Annotated in this window: 16 protein-coding genes; 11 read left to right on the top strand and 5 right to left on the bottom strand. The window is 70.6% G+C overall.

What is annotated here, in order from left to right; genetic code table 11:
• On the bottom strand, positions 1-1,197 hold a 1,197-nt coding region (locus D7X74_RS26075), incomplete at its 3' end, for a glycosyltransferase family 2 protein (protein WP_120535709.1).
• A gap of 639 nt (positions 1,198-1,836) precedes the next feature.
• On the opposite strand from D7X74_RS26075, the gene D7X74_RS26070 reads away from it, so the two are divergent.
• A complete protein-coding gene (locus tag D7X74_RS26070; RefSeq protein WP_120535706.1) occupies positions 1,837-2,211 on the top strand; it encodes a DUSAM domain-containing protein in 375 nt (124 codons plus the stop codon).
• A 27-nt stretch (positions 2,212-2,238) separates the two neighbouring features.
• On the opposite strand, the gene D7X74_RS26065 is transcribed toward D7X74_RS26070, so the two are convergent.
• Positions 2,239-2,754 carry a hypothetical protein gene (locus tag D7X74_RS26065; RefSeq protein ID WP_147444423.1) on the bottom strand — a complete coding sequence of 172 codons (516 nt, stop codon included), beginning with the start codon at positions 2,752-2,754 and terminating at the stop codon, positions 2,239-2,241.
• Between the two features lie 72 nt (positions 2,755-2,826).
• Positions 2,827-4,032, bottom strand: coding sequence for a phosphatase domain-containing protein (locus D7X74_RS26060; RefSeq protein WP_120535704.1), 1,206 nt, complete (start codon positions 4,030-4,032; stop codon positions 2,827-2,829).
• A 91-nt stretch (positions 4,033-4,123) separates the two neighbouring features.
• On the opposite strand from D7X74_RS26060, the gene D7X74_RS26055 reads away from it, so the two are divergent.
• Positions 4,124-4,906 carry a 4'-phosphopantetheinyl transferase superfamily protein gene (locus tag D7X74_RS26055; protein ID WP_233602257.1) on the top strand — a complete coding sequence of 261 codons (783 nt, stop codon included), beginning with the start codon at positions 4,124-4,126 and terminating at the stop codon, positions 4,904-4,906.
• Here D7X74_RS26055 and D7X74_RS26050 read toward each other — a convergent pair.
• Positions 4,903-5,685 carry a thioesterase II family protein gene (locus tag D7X74_RS26050; RefSeq protein ID WP_120535703.1) on the bottom strand — a complete coding sequence of 261 codons (783 nt, stop codon included), beginning with the start codon at positions 5,683-5,685 and terminating at the stop codon, positions 4,903-4,905. The two genes, D7X74_RS26055 and D7X74_RS26050, sit on opposite strands and share 4 nt — an antisense overlap.
• Positions 5,686-5,925: 240 nt before the next feature.
• Here D7X74_RS26050 and cysD point away from each other — a divergent pair, with 240 nt between their 5' ends.
• From cysD to D7X74_RS26005, 9 genes are all read left to right on the top strand, one after another.
• Positions 5,926-6,831 (top strand): sulfate adenylyltransferase subunit CysD, encoded by a 906-nt coding sequence (cysD, locus tag D7X74_RS26045; RefSeq protein ID WP_199732875.1) that lies wholly within the window; start codon positions 5,926-5,928, stop codon positions 6,829-6,831.
• Positions 6,831-8,096 carry a sulfate adenylyltransferase subunit 1 gene (locus D7X74_RS26040; protein ID WP_120535701.1) on the top strand — a complete coding sequence of 422 codons (1,266 nt, stop codon included), beginning with the start codon at positions 6,831-6,833 and terminating at the stop codon, positions 8,094-8,096. Before cysD ends, D7X74_RS26040 begins: the two co-directional genes overlap by 1 nt.
• Before the next feature lie 7 nt (positions 8,097-8,103).
• A complete protein-coding gene (cysC, locus tag D7X74_RS26035) occupies positions 8,104-8,664 on the top strand; it encodes an adenylyl-sulfate kinase (protein ID WP_120535700.1) in 561 nt (186 codons plus the stop codon).
• 106 nt (positions 8,665-8,770) lie between these two features.
• Positions 8,771-9,841, top strand: a complete 1,071-nt coding sequence (gene hppD, locus D7X74_RS26030; protein WP_120535699.1) for a 4-hydroxyphenylpyruvate dioxygenase — start codon at positions 8,771-8,773, stop codon at positions 9,839-9,841.
• Complete coding sequence (locus tag D7X74_RS26025) at positions 9,838-11,043, top strand: PLP-dependent aminotransferase family protein (RefSeq protein WP_233602256.1); 1,206 nt, start codon at positions 9,838-9,840, stop codon at positions 11,041-11,043. The genes hppD and D7X74_RS26025 overlap by 4 nt, the downstream gene beginning before the upstream one ends.
• A gap of 21 nt (positions 11,044-11,064) precedes the next feature.
• Complete coding sequence (locus D7X74_RS26020; protein WP_120535698.1) at positions 11,065-12,150, top strand: alpha-hydroxy acid oxidase; 1,086 nt, start codon at positions 11,065-11,067, stop codon at positions 12,148-12,150.
• A gap of 59 nt (positions 12,151-12,209) precedes the next feature.
• A complete protein-coding gene (locus D7X74_RS26015) occupies positions 12,210-14,006 on the top strand; it encodes an FHA domain-containing protein (protein WP_120535697.1) in 1,797 nt (598 codons plus the stop codon).
• A gap of 48 nt (positions 14,007-14,054) precedes the next feature.
• Entirely contained in the window at positions 14,055-18,146 is a 4,092-nt protein-coding gene (locus D7X74_RS26010) for a TOMM system kinase/cyclase fusion protein (protein WP_233602255.1), read from the top strand.
• Position 18,147: 1 nt separating this feature from the next.
• Entirely contained in the window at positions 18,148-18,564 is a 417-nt protein-coding gene (locus D7X74_RS26005; protein WP_120535695.1) for a BMA_0021/BMA_0022 family TOMM bacteriocin, read from the top strand.
• Positions 18,565-18,617: 53 nt separating this feature from the next.
• Here D7X74_RS26005 and D7X74_RS26000 read toward each other — a convergent pair.
• A partial coding sequence (locus D7X74_RS26000; protein ID WP_120535694.1) for a SagB family peptide dehydrogenase occupies positions 18,618-19,291 on the bottom strand: 674 nt, incomplete at its 5' end.

The following is a 19,291-nucleotide window of genomic DNA, read 5'->3' as shown; positions in this document are numbered from 1 at the left end:
GGGGGAGGCAGCAGGGGCCGTCGTGGGGCTGCCACGCGTCTCCCAGCTTCCAGAGTCGAGTGTCAGCAGCGCCAGCGGGGTGAACAGCGCGTACGTCACCGGCATCAGCAGGGCCATGGGCAGGAAGCTGGCCCCGGGCACGCGCCGGTCCTCGGGCAGGTGGCGCGTCTCCATCCGGTAGATGAAGCCCAGCAGGCCAATCACCAGGAAGTGGAACGCGAGGATGTCCCAGAACTCTCCGTTGAGGAGGTTGTGGACGATGACCACCGGATAGGACAACAGCAGCGCCAATTGCGACACGTAGTGCACCGTGATGACCGGGTGCAGGCGCCACGCGTGCGACAGGCCGGAGAGCAGGTCCACCAGGTTGGAGCGCCGCCAGCGAAGCTGCTGGGAGAAGTAGCCCGACAGCGTGGACGGCGCCGCGGTGAAACAGAACGCGTCCAGCGTGTAGACCGTCTCGTAGTCGTGCTTGACGATCTGCCGGGTGAGGAAGCGGTCCTCGCCGTACTTGATGGGGACGCCCGCGATGGCGCGCGCCTCCAGGATGGGCTCCAACTGGAGCAGCACGTGGCGGCGGTAGGCCGTCAGGCAGCCGGACAGGCACATCACCTGACGGAACGAACGCTCCAGGTCCTTCAGCCACTGCTGGGCGAAGTGGAACTTGATTTCAATCATCCGTGTCATCCAGTTCTGATGACGGTTGGTGACGAAGGTGCGCCCGCCGACGGCCGCGACGTTCGGGTGGACGAAGCGGCGGATGAGCTGGCGCACGGCGCCCTTGTCCACCACCACGTCCGAGTCCACGGAGACGATGATCTCCGCGTCCACCGCCGCGCGGACGCCCCGGTTGATGCCCTTGCGCTTGCCCATGTTCTCCGGGTTGCGCATCACGCGGACATTCGGGTGGCCCTCCGCGGCCTTGTTCGCCCAGGCGACACTGTCGTCGCGCGAGCAGTCATCCACGACGATGATCTCCAGCAGCTCGCGCGGGTAGTCCTGCTCCAGCAGCGCGCGCACCGTGTGGAAGATGCCTTCGCCTTCGTTGAAGAGTGGAACGACGATCGCGACCCGGGGACGGTAGGTGTCGTCCACGCGTTCAAACCGCTTTCCCTTCAGCCGCCGCAGCAGCGGCCCCAGGATGTAGCGGTTCATCAGGACCACGATGAACAGCAAATGGATGGGAAACAATTCCATCGGCCCCGCCCCCCTGACGCCCACGCCCAAACCCAGACGGCCGCTCCACCCATGTGAAGCGTCCGGAAGGTTGGGGGTCCTCACGCGTCACGCCAACTGCCCGGGACCCGTGGGCAGCCGGCTGACGGGAAGTGGGCAGGGGATCAGGGGGCCAGCATCGGGCACCTGCTCCAGGCGCCCCTCCAACTCCCCCCTCTTTGGTAGCGGCTCCGTCTGCGTCGTGCTGAAGGGACGAACTCCATGACAATGACGAAAAAATCCCGAGGACTGCGCCACCTCGCACTCCCCCTCATAATCGCCCTGACCGTGAGCTGCGCAACCGCGACGTGCCTCGACAGCGAGACGTGCTGTGTGCAGGCCCATCCTGCGAACCCCGCCGTGTGTGGCCTCACCGACGCAGAGGCCGCCGCCGTTCTGGCTGCTGCCGCTACCGCCGCCGCGGTAGTCGGCGCCACGCCCAGCGCCGTGGACGACCCAGACGACGGTTGGCGCCAGCACTGCATTGACCGATACGTCCAGTGCAAAGTGTCCAAGAAACCGCGCTGGACAGGCGACTGCTATGATTGTCTTTGAAATTGCCAGGGCCAAAAGCAGTGGCCGTTCGCGGATTGCCGTCCTCAACGCTAGCCAGGAGACACCATGCCCGATCAACGAGACTGGGATGCGGTATCGGACCTTGATCGCGACCTGAGAAATGGCACCGCGCTCGAAATCACCGAAGAGCTGCGCGACCTGCTACGCCGCACCGCCGTCGACGTGGCGATTCCGGCAGCAGAAGCGGAGCGCGCTCTACAGCGGGAAGCCGACGCCGCCACACTGACGACCGAAGTCGCGCGGCGCATCCGGGAGGGGTCCCGCCGTCTGTCGCGGGCCCTCACCGAATCAACGCGGCGCCAGGAGGCTGGAGACATGAACGGCGCCCGCCAAGCGCTCCGCGACGCGCAGGCGGTGGAGGTGGTACCACTCTACGTCGACATCGCCCAAATCCAACTGGAGTCGCTAGACGGCGACTGAGGCCCCAGGTGCAGGGCCGCGCGGGCCTCAGGTGCCCGTGATTTCGATGGTTACGGGCAGGGCGAGGGGGAAGGGCACGACGTCGGTGCAGTCGAGGCTGTAGGTGCCAGAGAGGGTGGCGTGGATCTTTGCTCCCGACTCCCGGCCGCCGGTCCCCTGCGTGATGGAGAGCTGGACGGAGCAGGCCCCCACTTCGCCTTGCTCGCCTTCGGTGGGAAGGCTCAGGTCGCATGTGCCCGGATTCACCTTGAAGGTGGACTCGCCCGTCATCGCTCCGGTCAGGTCGCAGTCCAGGCCAAGAAGGGCGAAGCGCAGGTCCGTCTTGGAGTTCGCCTCCTCGGTCACGACGAGCATGGTCTCAAGCGGGTCGGTGGACTCGGGAACACCCGTCGCGATGAGATTGATCTGGACAGGGTGGGTGCCCGACACGTTGGAGCGCGTGTCCTTGATCTCCGGTTTCGTGTTGTCGTCATCCCCGCCGCCGCAGGCGGCGCAGAAGACGGAGAGGGCGGCGGCGGAGGTCAGGGCAAGCGTGCGGAACATGGGGCGATCCTCTTTCGGCATCCGGGAGAAGTACATCGGTCGTGCGTGTGGATGAGGTGCGTCGGTTGATATTCAAACATGCAGGGCCCGCGGCAGTGCCTGGGCCCGGGCCAGGTCGCGTGCCAGCTCCGCTTCCCGCGTCTGTCGTTGGGCCGGGGTGGGAAAGGTGATGGCCGCCAGGGACTCGACCGCGGCCGTGGCGATGCGGTCCACGCCGTCCCGGGACACGACGCCCGCGTGGAAGGCCTCCACCGCCGCGCCCACATAGGTGTCGAAGAAGAAGATGTGCCGGGCGCGCCATTCCTCGCGCTTCGCCTCCGGCGTGGCCACCACGTCGTGGATGAACACGGCGCGCACCGTCTGGGGTTGGGCCGCGAGCATCCGCGCGCCGAACTCCACGTCGCCCTGGCCGCTGTCGCCCACGAAGACGAAGCCGTACTCGGGGAAGAGGCGGGCGTATTGTTCGAAGTTCTCGAACTTCTTCTGCGCGATGCGCGTGTTGCCCACCAGGTGGAAGAAGCTGCCGGAGAGCATCACCGCCAGCGGGACGCCCCGCTCGCGCAGGGACTCCAGCGTGGCGTTCTCGATGAGGCCCAGCGGATCCTGCGGCCGAGCGCTCACGAAGGTGAGGTCGCCCAAGCGGCCCGGGATGATGCCCGGCCCCCGATCCAACTCCTGGTAGAACGCGAGCACGCCCGGGTACACCGTCTTGGAAGGGTAGCGCTTGTCCACCCAGTTGGCGAAGAACGTGTCGTCGATGTCGCTCAGCACCTTGTTCTCACCGCTGGGGACGGCCTGCGCCTCGCGCTGGAAGTGGGCGAGCACCTGCGCCCTCACGGCCGCGTCGTCCAGGTCGTCGAACACCAGGTGGTGCAGGTCGTGGTACTCGCCGCCCGCGTCGAGCAGGTTCTTGAACGCGGTCAGCTCCCGGCCCTTGAGCCCCACGAACAGGTCTCTCAGCCGCAGCTCCGCCTGCGCGGGCGTGGCGCCCTTCTGGAGCGCGGTGGCCAGCGACGCGCGCACCGGCAGGGACAGCTCCGGGGCGCGGTGCGTGCACAGCAGGTCCAGGAGCGCGGTGTGGTGGTCCGGCCCGACGAGCCGGTCATCCAGGTCCGACAGCAGGCGCACCAGGTCCACGTTGGACAGGAGGAAGTTCAGCTCCTCGCCGCTGGCGCCCCGCAGCAGGTCCAGGATGCGCAGCTCGTCGTCCCGGTCCGTATGGCCGCTCATGTCCTTGCGCAGCGCCTGGAGCTTCGTCGTCGCGATGGACAGGTCCACTGGGAGTCCCCCGGTCCGGACCCGGCAGGGGCCCATGGTGGGCGCAGCCTACACCGTGACATGCGCGGCGGTTCCTGCTTCCCTCCCGGGCATGACGGTGTCCTCCCCCTTCAAGCCCCTGGAACTGCGCGCCGACGAGGTCCATGTCTGGCTCGTCGAACCCGAGCGCATCGACGACCCGCGCCTGCTGGCGGCCTACCTGCCCCTGCTGGATGTGCAGGAGCGTGAGAAGCAGCGGCGCTTCCACTTCGAGCGCCACCAGCGCCAGTACCTCGTGTCGCACGCGCTGGTGCGCCTGACGCTGTCGCGCTACGCCCCCGTCGCGCCGGAGGCGTGGCGCTTCGTGCCCAACGAGTACGGGCGTCCGGCCATCGTGGGCCCGGAGGGGCAGTGGCTGCGCTTCAACCTGAGCCACACCGACGGCATGGCGCTCATCGCCGTGGGCCGCGACGTGGACCTGGGCGCGGACATCGAGGACGCGCAGCGGCCGGGGGAGACGGTGGAGATCGCAGACCACTACTTCGCCCGCACGGAGGTGCAGGCCCTGCGCGCCCTGCCGAAGGAGCGCCAGCGGGAGCGCTTCTTCGAGTACTGGACCCTGAAGGAGGCCTACATCAAGGCGCGCGGCGCGGGCCTGTCCCTGCCGTTGGATCAGTTCGCGTTCGACCTGGTGCCAGGCCAGATGCCCGCCATCACCTTCGACCCCCGGATGGGGGACGTGCCGGAGGTGTGGCAGTTCGTGCAGCACAAGCCGTCCGAGCGGCACCAGGCGGCGGTGGCCTTCCGGCGGCCCCGGGGTGGGGCGCTCACGGTGCGCTGGCAGCACACCGTGCCGCTCGTCGGGGACTCCCCGCCGCGCTTCGTGAACGTCTAGGGAACGGCCGTCATCCAACGCGTCAGGTCCTCACGCACGGCGGCCAGCACCGGCGGCCCGTGCGTGCGGATGAAGAAGTGGCCTCCCTCGAACTGGCGGATGCGCACGTCGGCGGTGGACTCGTCGCGCCAGTGCTCGATGAGCTCCGCGCCCACGTGCTTGTCCGTCTTGCCGCCGTACACGGCCAGCGGGATGTCCAGCTTCGCCGTGTCCTGTCCGTCCCCGGACCAGGCCAGCCCGAAGTCCGCGCGCAGCGTGGGGAGGATGAGGTCCAACAGCTCCTTGTGCTGGAGGACCTCCTCCGGCGTACCGTCGTACTCGCGCAATTTCGCGATGAAGCCCGGATCATCCAACTGGTGGATGGGTTCCCGGTCGTTGTGGGAGGGCGGCGGCGCCGCGGCCGCGATGAAGCCCAGGGGACGGGGACCGCCCTGGGTGCGCAGCCTCCGGGCCACCTCCAGGCCGATGCGCGCCCCCATGCTGTAGCCGAACAGCGCGAAGGGCCGGTCCATCAGCGGCAGCAGCACCGGCATCAGCGCTTCCATCAGCTCCGGCAGCGACTTGTAGGCCGGCTCCATCAGGCGCCGCTCGCGGCCGGGCAGCTGCACCGCGCACAGCTCCACGCCCGCGGGCAGGGCATTGGCCCAGGGCGTGTAGATGGCCGCGCTCCCGCCGGCGAAGGGCAGGCAGAACAGGCGCAGCCGCGGCTCCGGCAGCGGCTTGCGGGACGGAAACCAGCGATCAGGGGCGGAGGGAGTCGGAGGGGGCGCGCTTCGCATGGGGCGGCCGTCTATACCATGCGCCACCGTCCTGGAATGGCCTCCCGCACCCGGCGTGAAGCCTCCCCGCGCCACGGCCCGCGCACGTTCGGGGATGCAGCCGCCCTGACAGGTGGGACGGCGATGTTTCACGGCCTGCTCCCGCATGTCGCATCCGGCGTGTTTCAGTGGGAGCGGCCGTGCGGAAAACTTGCAGGGGCGCGGTTGGGGGCTGGCTCGGTTGTGCTAGCTTCCGCGCCCGTGAGCTACGAGCTTTCACATCTTGAGGCGCTGGAAGCCGAGTCCATCTTCATCATCCGGGAAGTCGCGGCGGAGCTGGACCGGCCCGTGCTGCTCTTCTCCGGAGGCAAGGACTCCGCGGTGATGTTGCACCTGGCGGTGAAGGCCTTCTGGCCGGCGCCGCTGCCGTTCCCGCTGATGCACGTGGACACGGGGCACAACTTCCCGGAGGTCCTCCAGTATCGCGACGAACGCGTGGCGGAGCTGGGCGCGCGGCTCATCGTCGCGTCCGTGCAGGAGGCCATCGACGCAGGAAGGGTGACGGAGGAGAAGGGCCCGCGCGCGTCGCGCAACCGGCTGCAGACGCAGCCGCTGCTGGAGGCCATCGAGAAGAACGGCTTCAACGCCGTCTTCGGCGGCGCCCGGCGCGACGAGGAGAAGGCCCGCGCGAAGGAGCGCGTGTATTCCTTCCGCGACGAGTTCGGCCAGTGGGATCCGAAGAACCAGCGGCCGGAGTTGTGGGGCCTGTACAACGGCCGTCACCGCCGGGGCGAACACCTGCGGGTGTTCCCGCTGTCCAACTGGACCGAGCTGGACATCTGGCAATACATCGGCCGGGAGAACGTGGCGCTGCCGTCCATCTACTACACGCACCGGCGCGAGGTGTTCCGCCGCGACGGCATGCTGATGGCGTGGTCGCCCTTCCTGCCCACGCTGCCCGGCGAGAAGGTGACGACGGAAGTGGTCCGCTTCCGCACCGTGGGCGACATGACGTGCACCGCGTGCGTGGAGTCCACCGCGTCCACGGTGGAGCAGGTCATCGCGGAGGTGTCGGCGTCGCGGGTGACGGAGCGCGGTGCCAGCCGCGCCGACGACAAGTTCAGTGAGACGGCGATGGAAGACCGCAAGCGCGAGGGATACTTCTAGTGGAACTGCTGAGATTCGCGACCGCGGGCTCCGTGGATGACGGCAAGAGCACCCTCATCGGGCGGCTGCTGTTCGACACGAAGTCCATCCTGGAAGATCAGCTCGCCGCCGTGGAGCGCACCAGCCACGCGCGGGGCGACGAGTACGTCAACCTGGCGCTGCTCCTGGACGGGCTGAAGGCCGAGCGCGAGCAGGGCATCACCATCGACGTGGCGTACCGCTACTTCTCCACGGTGAAGCGCAAGTTCATCATCGCGGACACGCCGGGACACCTGCAGTACACGCGCAACATGGTGACGGGCGCGTCCACGGCGGACCTGGCGCTCATCCTGGTGGACGCGCGCAAGGGCGTGCTGGAGCAGACGCGGCGGCATGCGTTCATCGCGTCGCTCTTGCGCGTGCCGCACCTGGTGCTGTGCGTGAACAAGATGGACCTGGTGGACTACGACGCGGGCGTCTTCGAGCGCATCCGCGAGGAGTTCCGCCAGTTCTCCATGAAGCTGGACGTGTCGGACCTGTCGTTCATCCCCATCTCCGCGCTGGGCGGGGACAACGTGGTGACGCGCTCGGAGAAGATGCCCTGGTACCAGGGCCCCACGCTCCTGCACCACCTGGAGAACGTGCACATCGCGTCCGACCGCGACCTCATCCACCTGCGCTTCCCCGTGCAGGGGGTCATCCGGCCCGCGTCCGCGAAGAAGTTCCACGACTACCGCGCGTACTCCGGGCAGATATTGGGCGGCGTGATGCGGCCGGGCGACGAGGTGATGGTGATGCCCTCCGGCTTCACCACCCGCATCAAGTCGCTGGAGCTGGCGGGCAAGCCGGTGGCGGAGGCGTTCCCGCCCATGTCGGTGAACGTGTCGCTGGAGGAGGAGCTGGACATCAGCCGAGGCGACATGCTGTGCCGCCCGGGCAACCCGCCCACCGCGAGCCAGGACATCGACGCGATGGTGTGCTGGCTGTCGGACCAGGCGGTGCTCAACACCGGGGCGCGGCTGGCCATCAAGCACACCACCCGCATGGCGCGCGCCATGGTGAAGCAGCTGCACTACCGGCTGGACGTCAACACGCTGCACCGCGACGACCAGACCCAGGGCCTGAAGCTCAACGAGGTGGGCCGCGTCACGCTGCGCACGACGGTGCCGCTCTTCTTCGACGAGTACCGGCGCAACCGCAGCACCGGCAGCTTCATCCTCATCGACGAAGGCACCAACGCCACCGTGGGCGCCGGGATGATCAACGGCCCCGCCGTGGAGAGGTAGCGCGAGCATGCAACAGCGTCCGGGCTTCATCCTCTGGTTCACCGGCATGTCCGGCGCCGGCAAGAGCACGCTGTCCTCCGAGGTGCTCCGGCACCTGGCCCCCGTGCAGCGCGTGGAGCTGCTGGACGGGGACGAGATCCGCACCTACCTGTCCCGGGGCCTGGGCTTCACCCGCGAGGACCGCGAGGAGAACGTCCGGAGAATCGGGTACGTGGCGCGCATGCTGGCGAAGCACGAGGTGGGCGTCCTCACCGCCGCCATCTCCCCGTACCGGAGCTCCCGGGACGAGGTGCGCGCCCTGGCCACACGGGCCGGCATCCCGTTCCTGGAGGTGTACGTCCAGGCCAGCCTGGACGCGCTCATCGCCCGCGACGTGAAGGGCCTCTACAAGAAGGCCCTGGCGGGGGAGATCCCCCACTTCACCGGCGTGTCGGACCCCTACGAGCCGCCGGAATCGCCTGAAGTCGTCGTCCGTTCCGACGCGGAGACGGTCGTGTCAGGGGTGGAGCGTATTCTGGATACGCTGAGGGATCGGGGCCTTCTGGCCTCCGCCGCCAGCGCCGCTTGAACGGATCCGCTCAGGGCGGAATCAAACAGGCGGGAAAGCACTCCAGGCTTCTGTTGAATCGTTTATCATCCAAGCAGCTCTGATTTCACCGGGACGAGGCTAATTCATGCATTTCGATGATATCGAGTACGTTGAGCTGTGCGTCGCCGACGTCTCGACCGCGTCCGGTTTCTACACGGGCCTGCTGGGCTTCCGCCGGGTGGCGGAGGGCGGTCCGGAGACGGGGCTGGTGGGGCGCAGGTCCGTGCTGTTGCAGCAGGGTACGCTGCGGCTCCTGCTGACGCAGGGGCTGGAGGCGGGGGATGCCCCGTCCACGTTCGTCGAGCGGCATGGCGACGGGGTCCGGGACATCGCGCTGCGCACGAAGGACGCGGTGGCGGCGTTCGGGCACGTCACGCAGCGCGGGGCCCAGCCGCTGCGCGAGCCGGTGGCGGGCAGGGACGGCGCGGGGCGGCGCATGTTCCAGGCGACGGTGGCGACGGTGGGCGACCTGGTCCACTCGATCATCCAGTCCGACGCGCCGGTGGGCACGTTCCTGCCGCCGGGCCTGGTGCCGTGCGAGTCGCCGGTGCTGCTGGACTCCGAGCCGTTCTCCGGCCTGGACCACCTGGCCATCTGCCTGGAGCCGGGCACGCTGGACGCGACGGTGCGCTTCTACGAGCACGTCTTCGGCTTCCGGCAGTCCCACCAGGAGGTGGTCCACACGGCCGCCAGCGGGATGAACTCCAAGGTGGTGCAGAGCCCGTCGACGCGCATCTGCTTCCCGCTCCAGGAGCCGCTGTCCACGCAGAACCCCGGCCAGATTGGCGAGTTCCTCCGCCGGCACGGGGGCCCGGGCGTGCAGCACCTGGCGCTCTTGACGTCGGACATCGTGGGGTGCGTGCGCCAGCTGCAGCAGGGCCTGTCGTTCCTGGAGATTCCGCCGGCGTACTACGAGCGGCTGGAGTCGCGGCTGGGCGCGCTGGCGTTCGACATGGAGCCCCTGCGCGAGCTGGGCATCCTGGTGGACCGGGACGAGTGGGGGACGCTGCTGCAGACCTTCACCCGGTCCGCGCACCCGCGCCAGACGCTGTTCTTCGAGGCCATCCAGCGCCAGGAAGCGCGCGGCTTCGGAGGGGCCAACATCCGCGCGCTGTTCGAGGCGGTGGAGCGTGACTACGCGCGGGTCCAGGCGTGAGCGCGGCCACGGGTGAGGCGGGAGCGCTGCCCCTGGCGGCGTGGGCCCGGGAGCTGAAGCCGTCCGCCATCCAGGACATGCTCCAGCGCATCCACCGGCCGGGCATCCTCTCCCTGGCGCTGGGTCTCCCGGCCGCGTCGCTGTTTCCGTCCTCGGGTCTGGCGCAGGCGGCCGCGCGGGTGATGGCCGAGGAGCCGCTGGCGCTCCAGTACCGCCCCACGCTGGAGCCGCTGCGCCGGCAGGTGGTGGCGCTGATGGCACAGCGGGGCGTCACGTGCGCGCCGGAGCAGGTGTTCCTCACCGCGGGCGGGCAGCAGGGGATGAGCCTGCTCACGCGGCTCCTGTTGGATCCAGGCGGCACGGTGCTGCTGGAGGACCGCGTCTATTCGGGCTTCCAGCAGGTGTTGGATCCATTCCAGCCGAAGCGGCTCACGGTGCCCACGCACCCGGAGACGGGCATCGACGTGGACGCGGTGCAGGCGCTCCTGGAGCGCGGTGAGCGGCCCGCGCTGCTCTACACGATGAGCGACGGCCACAACCCGCTGGGCGTGAGCATGCCGCTGAAGTCGCGCGAGCGGCTGGTGGCCCTGGCGCGCGAACACCGGCTGCCCATCATCGAGGACGACGCGTACGGGCTGCTCCAGTACGAGCCCCACACGCTGCCCGCGCTGCGCGGGCTTGAGGACCGGTGGGTGTACTACGTCGGCTCCTTCTCCAAGGTGCTGGCGCCCGCGCTGCGCGTGGGGTGGGTGGTGGTGCCGGAGGCGATGGTGGGGCGGCTGGCCACGGTGAAGGAGGCGAGCGACATCGACACCACGACGTTCGCCCAGCGCGTGGTGCTGGCGTTCCTGGAGTCCGGTGGGCTGCCCGCGCACCTGGAGCAGCTGCGCGCCGGCTACCGCGAGCGCCGCGACACGATGCTCTCCGCGCTGGAGCGCCACCTGGCGCCCCGGGGGGCCAAATGGACGAAGCCCGCGTGCGGCATGTTCGTCTGGGTGGAGTTCCCCTCGAGCGTGGACACGACGGCGCTCTTGGGCCGGGCGCTGGAGGAGGTCCAGGTGGCCTTCCTCCCCGGACAGGCCTTCTCCGTGGCGGGCGGCCGGTCCGCGTCCCACGGCCTGCGCCTCAACTTCTCCCACGCCGAGCCCGCCGTCATCGAGGAAGCCGTCGCGCGGTTGGGCCAGGTCCTCGCGCGGAGCTGAAGTCCCGCGCCCTGGAGTCCCATGCGTCCCCTGAGCCTGGACGAGTACGAGCAGCAGGCCCGCGAGAAGCTGCCCGCGGACGTCTTCGACTACGTGTGCGGCGGCAGTGACGACGAGTGCTCGCTGCGCGACAGCCGGCGGGCCTTCGAGGCGTGGTGGCTGCGGCCCAACGTGCTGGTGGACGTGTCCCGCTGCGACACCTCCGTGAGCCTGCTGGGCACGACGCTTGCGCATCCGCTGGGCGTGGCGCCCATGGCCTACCAGTGCCTGGCGCATCCGGATGGGGAAGAGGCCACCGCGCGCGCCGCCGGGGCCCTGGGCGGGCTGATGGTGGTGAGCACCATGGCCAGCCGCTCGCTGGAGGACGTGGCCCGCGCGGCTTCGGGCCCGCTCTGGTTCCAGGTGTATTGCTTCCGCGAGCGCGCGGTGACGGCGGCGCTCATCCGCCGCGCGGAGGCCGCGGGCTACCGCGCGCTGGTGCTCACGGTGGACACGCCGCGCCTGGGGCGCCGGATGCGGGATGTGCGCAGTGGCTTCGGCCTGCCGGCCCACGTGCGCGCGGCCAACTTCGACACGGACGTGAGCCAGGCGCTGGCCACCCGCGCGCCGGGCGAGTCGGGCATCGCGTCCCATGCGGCGCGCGACTTCGACGCGTCGCTGACGTGGGAGTCGGTGGCGTGGGTGCGCTCGGTGTCGCGGCTGCCGGTGGTCCTCAAGGGCGTGCTGACGGCGGAGGACGCGGAGCGCGCGGTGGCGGCGGGCGTGGACGGACTCATCGTCTCCAACCACGGTGGCCGGCAGCTGGACGGGGCCCTCCCTCCGCTGGAGGCGCTGCCGGAAGTGGTGGCGGCGGTGCGCGGCCGGTGCGAGGTGCTGGTGGACGGCGGCATCCGCCGGGGCACGGACGTGCTCAAGGCGCTGGCGCTGGGCGCGAAGGCGGTGCTGGTGGGGCGCCCGGTGTACTGGGGGCTCGCGGCGGGCGGCGAGGAGGGCGTGGGGCACCTGCTGTCCATGCTGCGCGAGGAGCTGGAGCTGGCCCTGGCCCTGTCGGGGCGGCCCACGCTCGCTTCGCTGGATGCGTCCGTGCTGCGGCGTCGCGCGCCCTGACGCGTTGGGCGGCGGGGCTTTTCGGCTAGGCTTCCACCCGGAGGGGGTGCGCCTTGCCGATGCTCGTCTACAACCCAGGGCAGCCGGATGAGCTGTCCTACCCGCTCGGGGACGCGCCCCTCACCATCGGCCGCGCCGATGATCAGGCCATCTGCATTCCCCACCGCAGCCTGTCGCGCCAGCACGCCCGCATCGAGCGCTCCGACGGGCGCTTCTTCGTCACCGACCTCCAGAGCAAGAACGGCACCTTCGTCAACGGCGAGCAGATCCGCCGCAAGGAGCTGCGCCCCGGCGACACGCTGACCTTGGGCGAGCTCGTCTTCCTGCTCACCCGCGAAGCGCCCCCGGCCGACGTGCCGGGTACCCGGGGAGCGTCCTCCTCCGACGAGCCCCGTCCCCAGCTCACGCGCGCGCTCACCCGCGTGCCGCTGAAGACGCTGGTGCAGGCGGTGCCCGGCCCGGAGCAGTCCGCGTCGGAGGCGGCGAGCGCGGCCACCCGCGCCCGGGAGCGGCTGCGCATCCTCCAGGAGGTGGCGAAGCTGCTGTCCGTCACGGACGACTTCGACACGCTCTTGGGCAAGGTGTTGGACCTCGCGTTTCAAATCCTCCACGTGGACCGGGGCGTCATCCTGCTGCTGGACGAGCAGAGCGGGAAGCTGGAGCCGCGCGTGTCGAAGACGGCGGAGGGCACGCCCGTGCGCGGGCCCATCTTCAGCCAGAACATCGTGGACTTCGTCCTGCGCCGCAGCGTGGCGGCCCTGTTCTCCGACGCGGTGAACGACCCGCGCCTGGACGCGGCCGACTCCATCATCATCAGCTCCATCCGCGCCTCCATGTGCGTGCCGCTCAAGCCCCGGGACGAGGTGCTGGGCGTGCTGTACGTGGACAACCTCTCCACGCCCAACCGCTTCTCCGAGGACGACTTGGACTTCCTCGTCGCGTTCGCGGGACAGGCGGCGCTCGCGCTGGAGAACGCCCGGCTCTACCGCCGCATCGAGCAGGAGACGGTGCAGCGCATGCAGCTCATCATGGACGCGAAGCTGGCCTCGCTCGCGTCCATGGTGGGCGGCATGGCGCACGAGCTGCGCAACCCGCTCAACTTCATCAGCAACTTCGCCGGCCTGTCGGTGGGCCTCACGGAGGACCTGGCCCACGTGATGGCGCCGCAGCGCGAACGGCTGGACGCCGCCTCCGTGCGCGACGTGGACGAGGCCCTGGACTGCCTGCGCACCAACGCGCGGAAGATCAACGAGCACGGCCGGCGCGCGGACGCGCTCATCCAGGGGATGCTCCAGCACGCCCGGCGCTCGCCGGGGCCGCGCGAGGCGGTGGACCTGAACGCGCTGGTCGCGGAGGGCATCGCCCTGGGGCAGGGCGGGGTGCGAGGCGAGCCCATGCCCGTCCAGTTGGATGTGGAGTACGACGCTGGCGTGGGGCGCGTGGAGCTGGTCCGCGCGGACGTGGGGCGCGTCATCATCAACGTCGTGGACAACGCCCTCTACGCGATGCGCCAGAAGTGGACGGCGCTGGGGGCCGGGTACGTGCCGGTGTTCAAGGTCCGCACCCTGTCCCGGCCGGAGCAGGTGGAGGTGCGCCTGCGCGACAACGGTCCGGGCATCCCCGCGGCGAGTGCGTCGAGAATCTTCGACCCCTTCTTCACCACCAAGCCCCCGGGGCAGGGGACGGGGCTCGGGTTGTCACTGAGCCATGACATCATCGTGCAGGGACATCAGGGCACCTTCCGCATGGAGACGGTGCCGGGTGAGTTCACGGAGTTCGTCATCACCCTGCCTCGGCGGGGGGGACAGGTCGCCCGGCTGGCGCCCACGCAGGCCGCCGGCACGGGACGCGGTTGAGACGCTGATGGCAACGGTGTGTGGCACGGGAGCGCGATGAAGAACCCCATGGATCCCAACCTGCTGGAAGCCTTCCAGGGCCGCTACGAGCTCTTGTCGGAGCTGGGCGAGGGCGGCTTTGGCCGCGTCTACAAGGCGCGGCAGGTGACCACCGGCCAGAACGTGGCGGTGAAGCTGCTGCGGCTGACGGAGGGCGCGACGCCGGAGTCGGTGGAGCGCCGCAGCGCGCGCTTCGAGCGGGAGATGAAGCTGTGCGCGCAGATGCACCACCCGAACATCGTGCGGCTCATCGACTCCGGGCGGGCGCAGGGCGGCGCCGTCTACTCCATCTTCGAGTTCGTCCCGGGCAAGAACCTGGCGCAGGTGCTGGCCGAGGAGGGCGTGCTGGATCCGGTGGAGGTGCGCCACCTGATGCTGCAGCTGCTGGACGCGCTGGCGTGCGCGCACGCGCAGAACGTGGTGCACCGCGACCTGAAGCCCGCGAACATCATGGTCGTGCCCACCGGCGCGCGCCGCAACGCGCTGGTGCTGGACTTCGGCATCGGGTCCGTGACGGACGAGCTGACGCGCGCGGAGCCGCAGCCGCGCATCACCTCCACCAACGAATCGCTGGGCACGCCGTCGTACGCGGCGCCGGAGCAGCTTCGCGGCCAGCCGCCCACGCCGCGCTCGGACCTGTACGCCTGGGGGCTGGTGTTCCTGGAGTGCCTCACCGGCAAGCGCGTCTTCGAGGGCGCCACCGTCGCGGAGGTCATCTTCCAGCAGCTGTCCGCGGAGCCGGTGCCCATCCCCGCGAGCATCGCCGCGCACCCGGTGGGCAAGCTGCTCCAGCGCGCCACGGCCAAGGACCCGGCCCAGCGCACCGTCTCCGCGGAGGTGCTCCTGCGCCAGCTGGAGGCGGTGGACCTGTCCAACCTGCCGCGCCGGGCCGCGCCCGTGCGCATCCAGCCCGCGTCCCCCAACGCGGAGACGGCGACGGTGGAGCTGAGCAGCCGCACGCCCAACGCCCTCTCCACGCGCGCGCGCCGGTGGGCGGAAGGGGAGCGCCGGCAGCTCACCGTGGTGTGCTGCACGCTGTCCGCCACGGCGACGGCGCCGGGCCCGGTGGACATCGAGGAGCTGGACCACGTGCTGGGGGCCCAGCAGGAGGTCTGCATTGAAATCGCCCGGCGCTACAACGGCCACATCGCCAGCGCGCTGGGCGACATCGTCCTCTTCTACTTCGGCTATCCGGCGGCGCGGGAGGACGACGCCCGTCGCGCGGCGCAGGCGGCGCTGGACATGGTGGCCGAGGTGCAGCGCCGGGGCCGCGCCATCGAGGCCGAGCGCGGCACGCGGGTGGAGATCCGCGTGGGCCTGCACACGGGCCTCGTGGTGTCGCGCGAGCAGCGGGACCCGACGCTGTCCGGCCTGGGCTTCGTGGTGGGCACCACGCCGAAGCTGGCCTTCCGCCTGAGCACGTCCGCGCCCCCGGGGACCATCCTCCTCACCGGTGACACCCAGCAGCTCGTGCGCAAGCACTTCCCGCTGGAGCCCGGCCCCGCGCCCGTCCATGACCTGCTGCCTCCGGGCCTGGAGACGTTCGTGCTCCAGGGCGCGGACGCGGCGTGGAGCGGCACGGAGGTCGCGCTCTCGCTGGTGGGCCGTGCCCGGGAGCTGGAGCTGCTCCTGTCGCGCTGGGAGCAGGTGCGCGTGGGGCAGGGGCAGGCGGTGCTCGTCACCGGCGAGCCGGGCATCGGCAAGTCGCGCCTCACCCGCGAGCTGGGCGACAAGCTGGGCGTGGACCCCCACACATGGCTGGAGGCCCGCTGCACGGCGGACAGCTCCAGCCTGGCGTACTTCCCGGTGGTGGACCTGCTCACGCGGATGGTGGACCCGAACCGCGACCTGTCACCCGAAGGCCGGTTGACGGGCCTGGAGGCGCTGCTGTCCGGCTACAGCTTCGACCTGGCGGAGTCGATGCCGCTGTTCGCGCCGCTGCTGTCCCTGCCGCTGCCCCCGGAGCGCTGGGCGCCGCTGGACGTGTCGCCCTTGAAGCACCGGGAGCTGACGCGCGACGCGCTGCTCGCGTTGTTCGCCGCGCTGGCGGAGCGCCAGCCGGTGGTGCTGGCGCTGGAGGACCTGCACTGGGCGGACCCGTCCACGCTGGAGCTGTTGAAGGCGCTGGTGGCGGAGGTGTCGTCGTCGCGCCTGTTCGCGGTGTTCAGCGCGCGTCCGGAGTTCGAAGCGCCGTGGCCGTCCTCCTCGGTGATGCAGGTGCAGCTGGGCGCCCTCGCGCGCGCGGAGGTGGAGCGACTGGCCGCCGCCGCCGCGGGCGGACCGCTCTCCGCGGAGGCGCTGGAGGAGATTGCCTCGCGCACGGACGGCATCCCGTTGTTCATCGAGGAGCTGGTGCGCACGCTCCTGGAGTCCGGCGCGCTGGTGCAGCGCGAGGGCCGCTTCGCGCTGGAGGTGGGCAAGGGCAGCCCCGTGGTGCCGGGCACGCTGCGCGATCTGCTCGTCGCGCGGTTGGACCGGCTGGGCCGCGGCAAGGAGACGGCGCAGGTGGCGTCGGTGCTGGGCCGCGAGCTGTCGCATGAGCTGCTGCGGCACCTCAGCCCGCTGACGCCGGAGGCGCTGGACGCGGACCTGGAGCGGCTGGTGGGCGCGGGCCTGCTGCACCGCAAGCGCCGGCCCAAGGGGCCCGTGTACCTCTTCAAGCATGCGCTGGTGCGCGACGCGGCCTACGACTCCATGCTCAAGCGGCACCGGCAGCAGGTGCACGCGAAGGCGGCGGCGGCGCTGGAGGAGCACTTCCCGGAGGTGGTGAGCGAGCGGCCGGACCTGCTCGCGCACCACTTCGCGAGCGCGAACCTCAAGCGCAAGGCCATCGTCTACGCGCAGAAGGCCGCCTTCGCCGCGCTCATCCGCTCCGCCTACGTGGAGGCCATCCTGTTCTCCCGGCTGGGCCTGTCGTGGCTGGACGCGATTGACGACCCGCTGGAGCGCGCGCAACTGGAGCTGAGCCTCAACGGCGTGCTCGCGCCCGCGCTGATGTCCACGCAGGGCTGGCGCTCGCACGACCTGCGCACCGTGGCCGAGCGGTCGCTGGAGCTGCTCTTCACCGTGGGGGAGAGCCCCTACGCGGCCCCGACGCTGTGGGTGCTGTCCATCTACTACCACCTGGGCGGCGACCAGCGCCGGGTGCGCGGCCTGTTGGACAGACTGGTGGCGTTGGCGCAGGCGTCCGGGGACGCGGGGCAGGAGGCGGTGGCGCTCACCATCCTCTCCAACATCGAGCTGCTGGAGGGCCGGCTGGGCGAGGCGAAGGCGAAGGCGGAGCGGTGCGTCGCGCTGTTCGACCCCGTCGCCCACCGGATGCACCGCATCCTCTACGGGCAGGACACGCGCGTGGGCGGTGAGGTGGTGCTGTGCCGGGTGCTGTGGCTGCTGGGCTTCGCGGACCAGGCGAAGGCGCACGGCGACGCCGCGGTGGCGTGGGGGCGGGAGCTGAACCACGGCACCAGCATCGGCCTGTCGTTCATCTACCTGCTGCTCATGGCGCAGGAGCACGGCGACCGCACGGAGGCGACGCGGCTCATCTCGCAGCACGCGGAGCTGTCGCACCGCTACGGGCTCGTGGAGCAGTCCGCCTACGTGGGCATCCTGCGCGGATGGGCGGCGAAGGACCTGGAGGCGATGCGGCGGGGCATTGCGATGCGCGAGGCGTTCGGCACGGAGATGGACCAGCCGGTGTACTACGGCGTCCTCGCGGAGCTGGAGCTGGAGTTGGGCCACGTGGACGCGGCGCTCGCTTCGGTGGAGCGCGGACGGGAGCGCGCGCGGGCCCTGGGCGAGGGCTACCACGAGTCCAGGATGCTGCGGGTCAAGGGCCGGGTGCTGCTGACGCGCGATGGGGCCACGGCCCCCTCCGCGGAGGCGTGCTTCCGGCAGGCGGCGGAAGTGGCTCATGCACAGGGTGCGCGGATGCCCGAGCTGCAGGCCGTCACCGCACTGGCGCGCCTACTCCAGACGTCGGGTCGGCAGGAAGAAGCGCGGCAACGACTCCAGATAATCTACAGTACCTTCACCGAAGGGCTGGGAACGCCGCCCGTCGCGGAGGCCCGCGCGCTGCTGGAGGCGCTGGGAGGAGACTGCTGACATGAGCAAGAAGAAGCCGGAGTCGAAGGCAGCGCCCACCAAGGCCCGCCCCGTGGCGCGCAAGCCGTCCTCGCCGGGGCCGGGTGCGAGGACCACGGTGAACGACTGGCAGTCGGTGTGGATGCGCGCCGTCGCCCTGGCGTGGAAGGAGCCTTCCTTCGAGAAGGCCCTGCAGGCGGATCCCCGTCAGGCGCTGAAGGAGCGCTTCGACTTCGAGATGCCCGCCGGCATCCAGTTGAAGGTCGTCCCCGCCAGCGACGCGGACGCGGGCGCCGCCAACGAGTGGAAGCTCGCCAGCATGGAGGTGGAGCTGCCCCTGCCGAAGAAGCCGGCCAACGTGGCGGACCACGCCGTGGCCCTGTCCAGCCTCACGGACACGTACAACCGCTCGCACTGCTGCGGCAGCCCCTGCTGCTGAGCCCGGCGTAGCGCCCTGTGTCCCCTGGCTTTGGCTCAGGGGACTCAGGGCGCTCAGGGGACCGGCGCCGAGCCTCCGGACACCGCGAAGGCGCCCACGGACGCCTCCGCGAAGCCGTCCACGCCCGCCACGCGCTGGAAGAGGTCCGGGTCGCTGCGTCCCAGCGCATAGGGCCGCAAGCCCAGCGCCGTGGACACCAGGTAGAGCGTCTGCACCAGCGCTCCGGTGTCCTGCAGCACCAGCGAGTACGCCAGCGTCTCGTACTTCCACGCGAGCCGGGGCACGCGCGCGGCCACCACCATCAGCACCTCCGGCCGGTCGAAGGGCTCCACCGGCGCGCGGGCCTCGTCCAGCAGCGCCTGGAACTCCTGCGTGGGGCCGCTCAGCTTCTCCAGGCGGTGGCCCAGCGGATCGTAGTGGTACACGCCCGGCGGCAGGCCCTGGCACTCCCCGACGAGCGGGTACAGCTCCAGCGCGTACGCCGCGCCCGCGCCGGGGTAGGGCCGGTCGGTGACGTCGCCGTCCAGCGTGCTCCTCACGTCGCGCACGCGCGCGGCGCGGTACAGCAGCTCGCCCAACTGCTTCACGGTGAGCGGCGTGGCGCCCCGGCCCCGGAGGCTGCGCCGGTTCTCCAGCACCTCGGTGAAGGACATGTCCCCGGTGCGCAGGGCCTCCACGTCCGGGCGGTACAGCTCCAGCGACTCCTGCGCGACGGACGGCTTGAGGG

The organism is Corallococcus sp. CA047B, from assembly GCF_003612065.1.
Classification (GTDB): domain Bacteria; phylum Myxococcota; class Myxococcia; order Myxococcales; family Myxococcaceae; genus Corallococcus; species Corallococcus praedator.
This window is presented reverse-complemented; position numbering and strand designations above follow the sequence as displayed.

Excerpts from the sequence above, each read along its gene's own strand:
- D7X74_RS26070 (WP_120535706.1), top strand. The coding sequence starts at position 1,837 with ATGCCCGATCAACGAGACTGGGATGCGGTATCGGACCTTGATCGCGAC.
- D7X74_RS26005 (WP_120535695.1), top strand. The coding sequence starts at position 18,148 with ATGAGCAAGAAGAAGCCGGAGTCGAAGGCAGCGCCCACCAAGGCCCGC.
- D7X74_RS26015 (WP_120535697.1), top strand. The coding sequence starts at position 12,210 with ATGCTCGTCTACAACCCAGGGCAGCCGGATGAGCTGTCCTACCCGCTC.
- hppD (WP_120535699.1), top strand. The coding sequence starts at position 8,771 with ATGCATTTCGATGATATCGAGTACGTTGAGCTGTGCGTCGCCGACGTC.
- D7X74_RS26020 (WP_120535698.1), top strand. The coding sequence starts at position 11,065 with ATGCGTCCCCTGAGCCTGGACGAGTACGAGCAGCAGGCCCGCGAGAAG.
- D7X74_RS26010 (WP_233602255.1), top strand. The coding sequence starts at position 14,055 with ATGGATCCCAACCTGCTGGAAGCCTTCCAGGGCCGCTACGAGCTCTTG.
- cysC (WP_120535700.1), top strand. The coding sequence starts at position 8,104 with ATGCAACAGCGTCCGGGCTTCATCCTCTGGTTCACCGGCATGTCCGGC.
- D7X74_RS26050 (WP_120535703.1), bottom strand. The coding sequence starts at position 5,685 with ATGCGAAGCGCGCCCCCTCCGACTCCCTCCGCCCCTGATCGCTGGTTT.
- D7X74_RS26055 (WP_233602257.1), top strand. The coding sequence starts at position 4,124 with ATGACGGTGTCCTCCCCCTTCAAGCCCCTGGAACTGCGCGCCGACGAG.
- D7X74_RS26065 (WP_147444423.1), bottom strand. The coding sequence starts at position 2,754 with ATGTTCCGCACGCTTGCCCTGACCTCCGCCGCCGCCCTCTCCGTCTTC.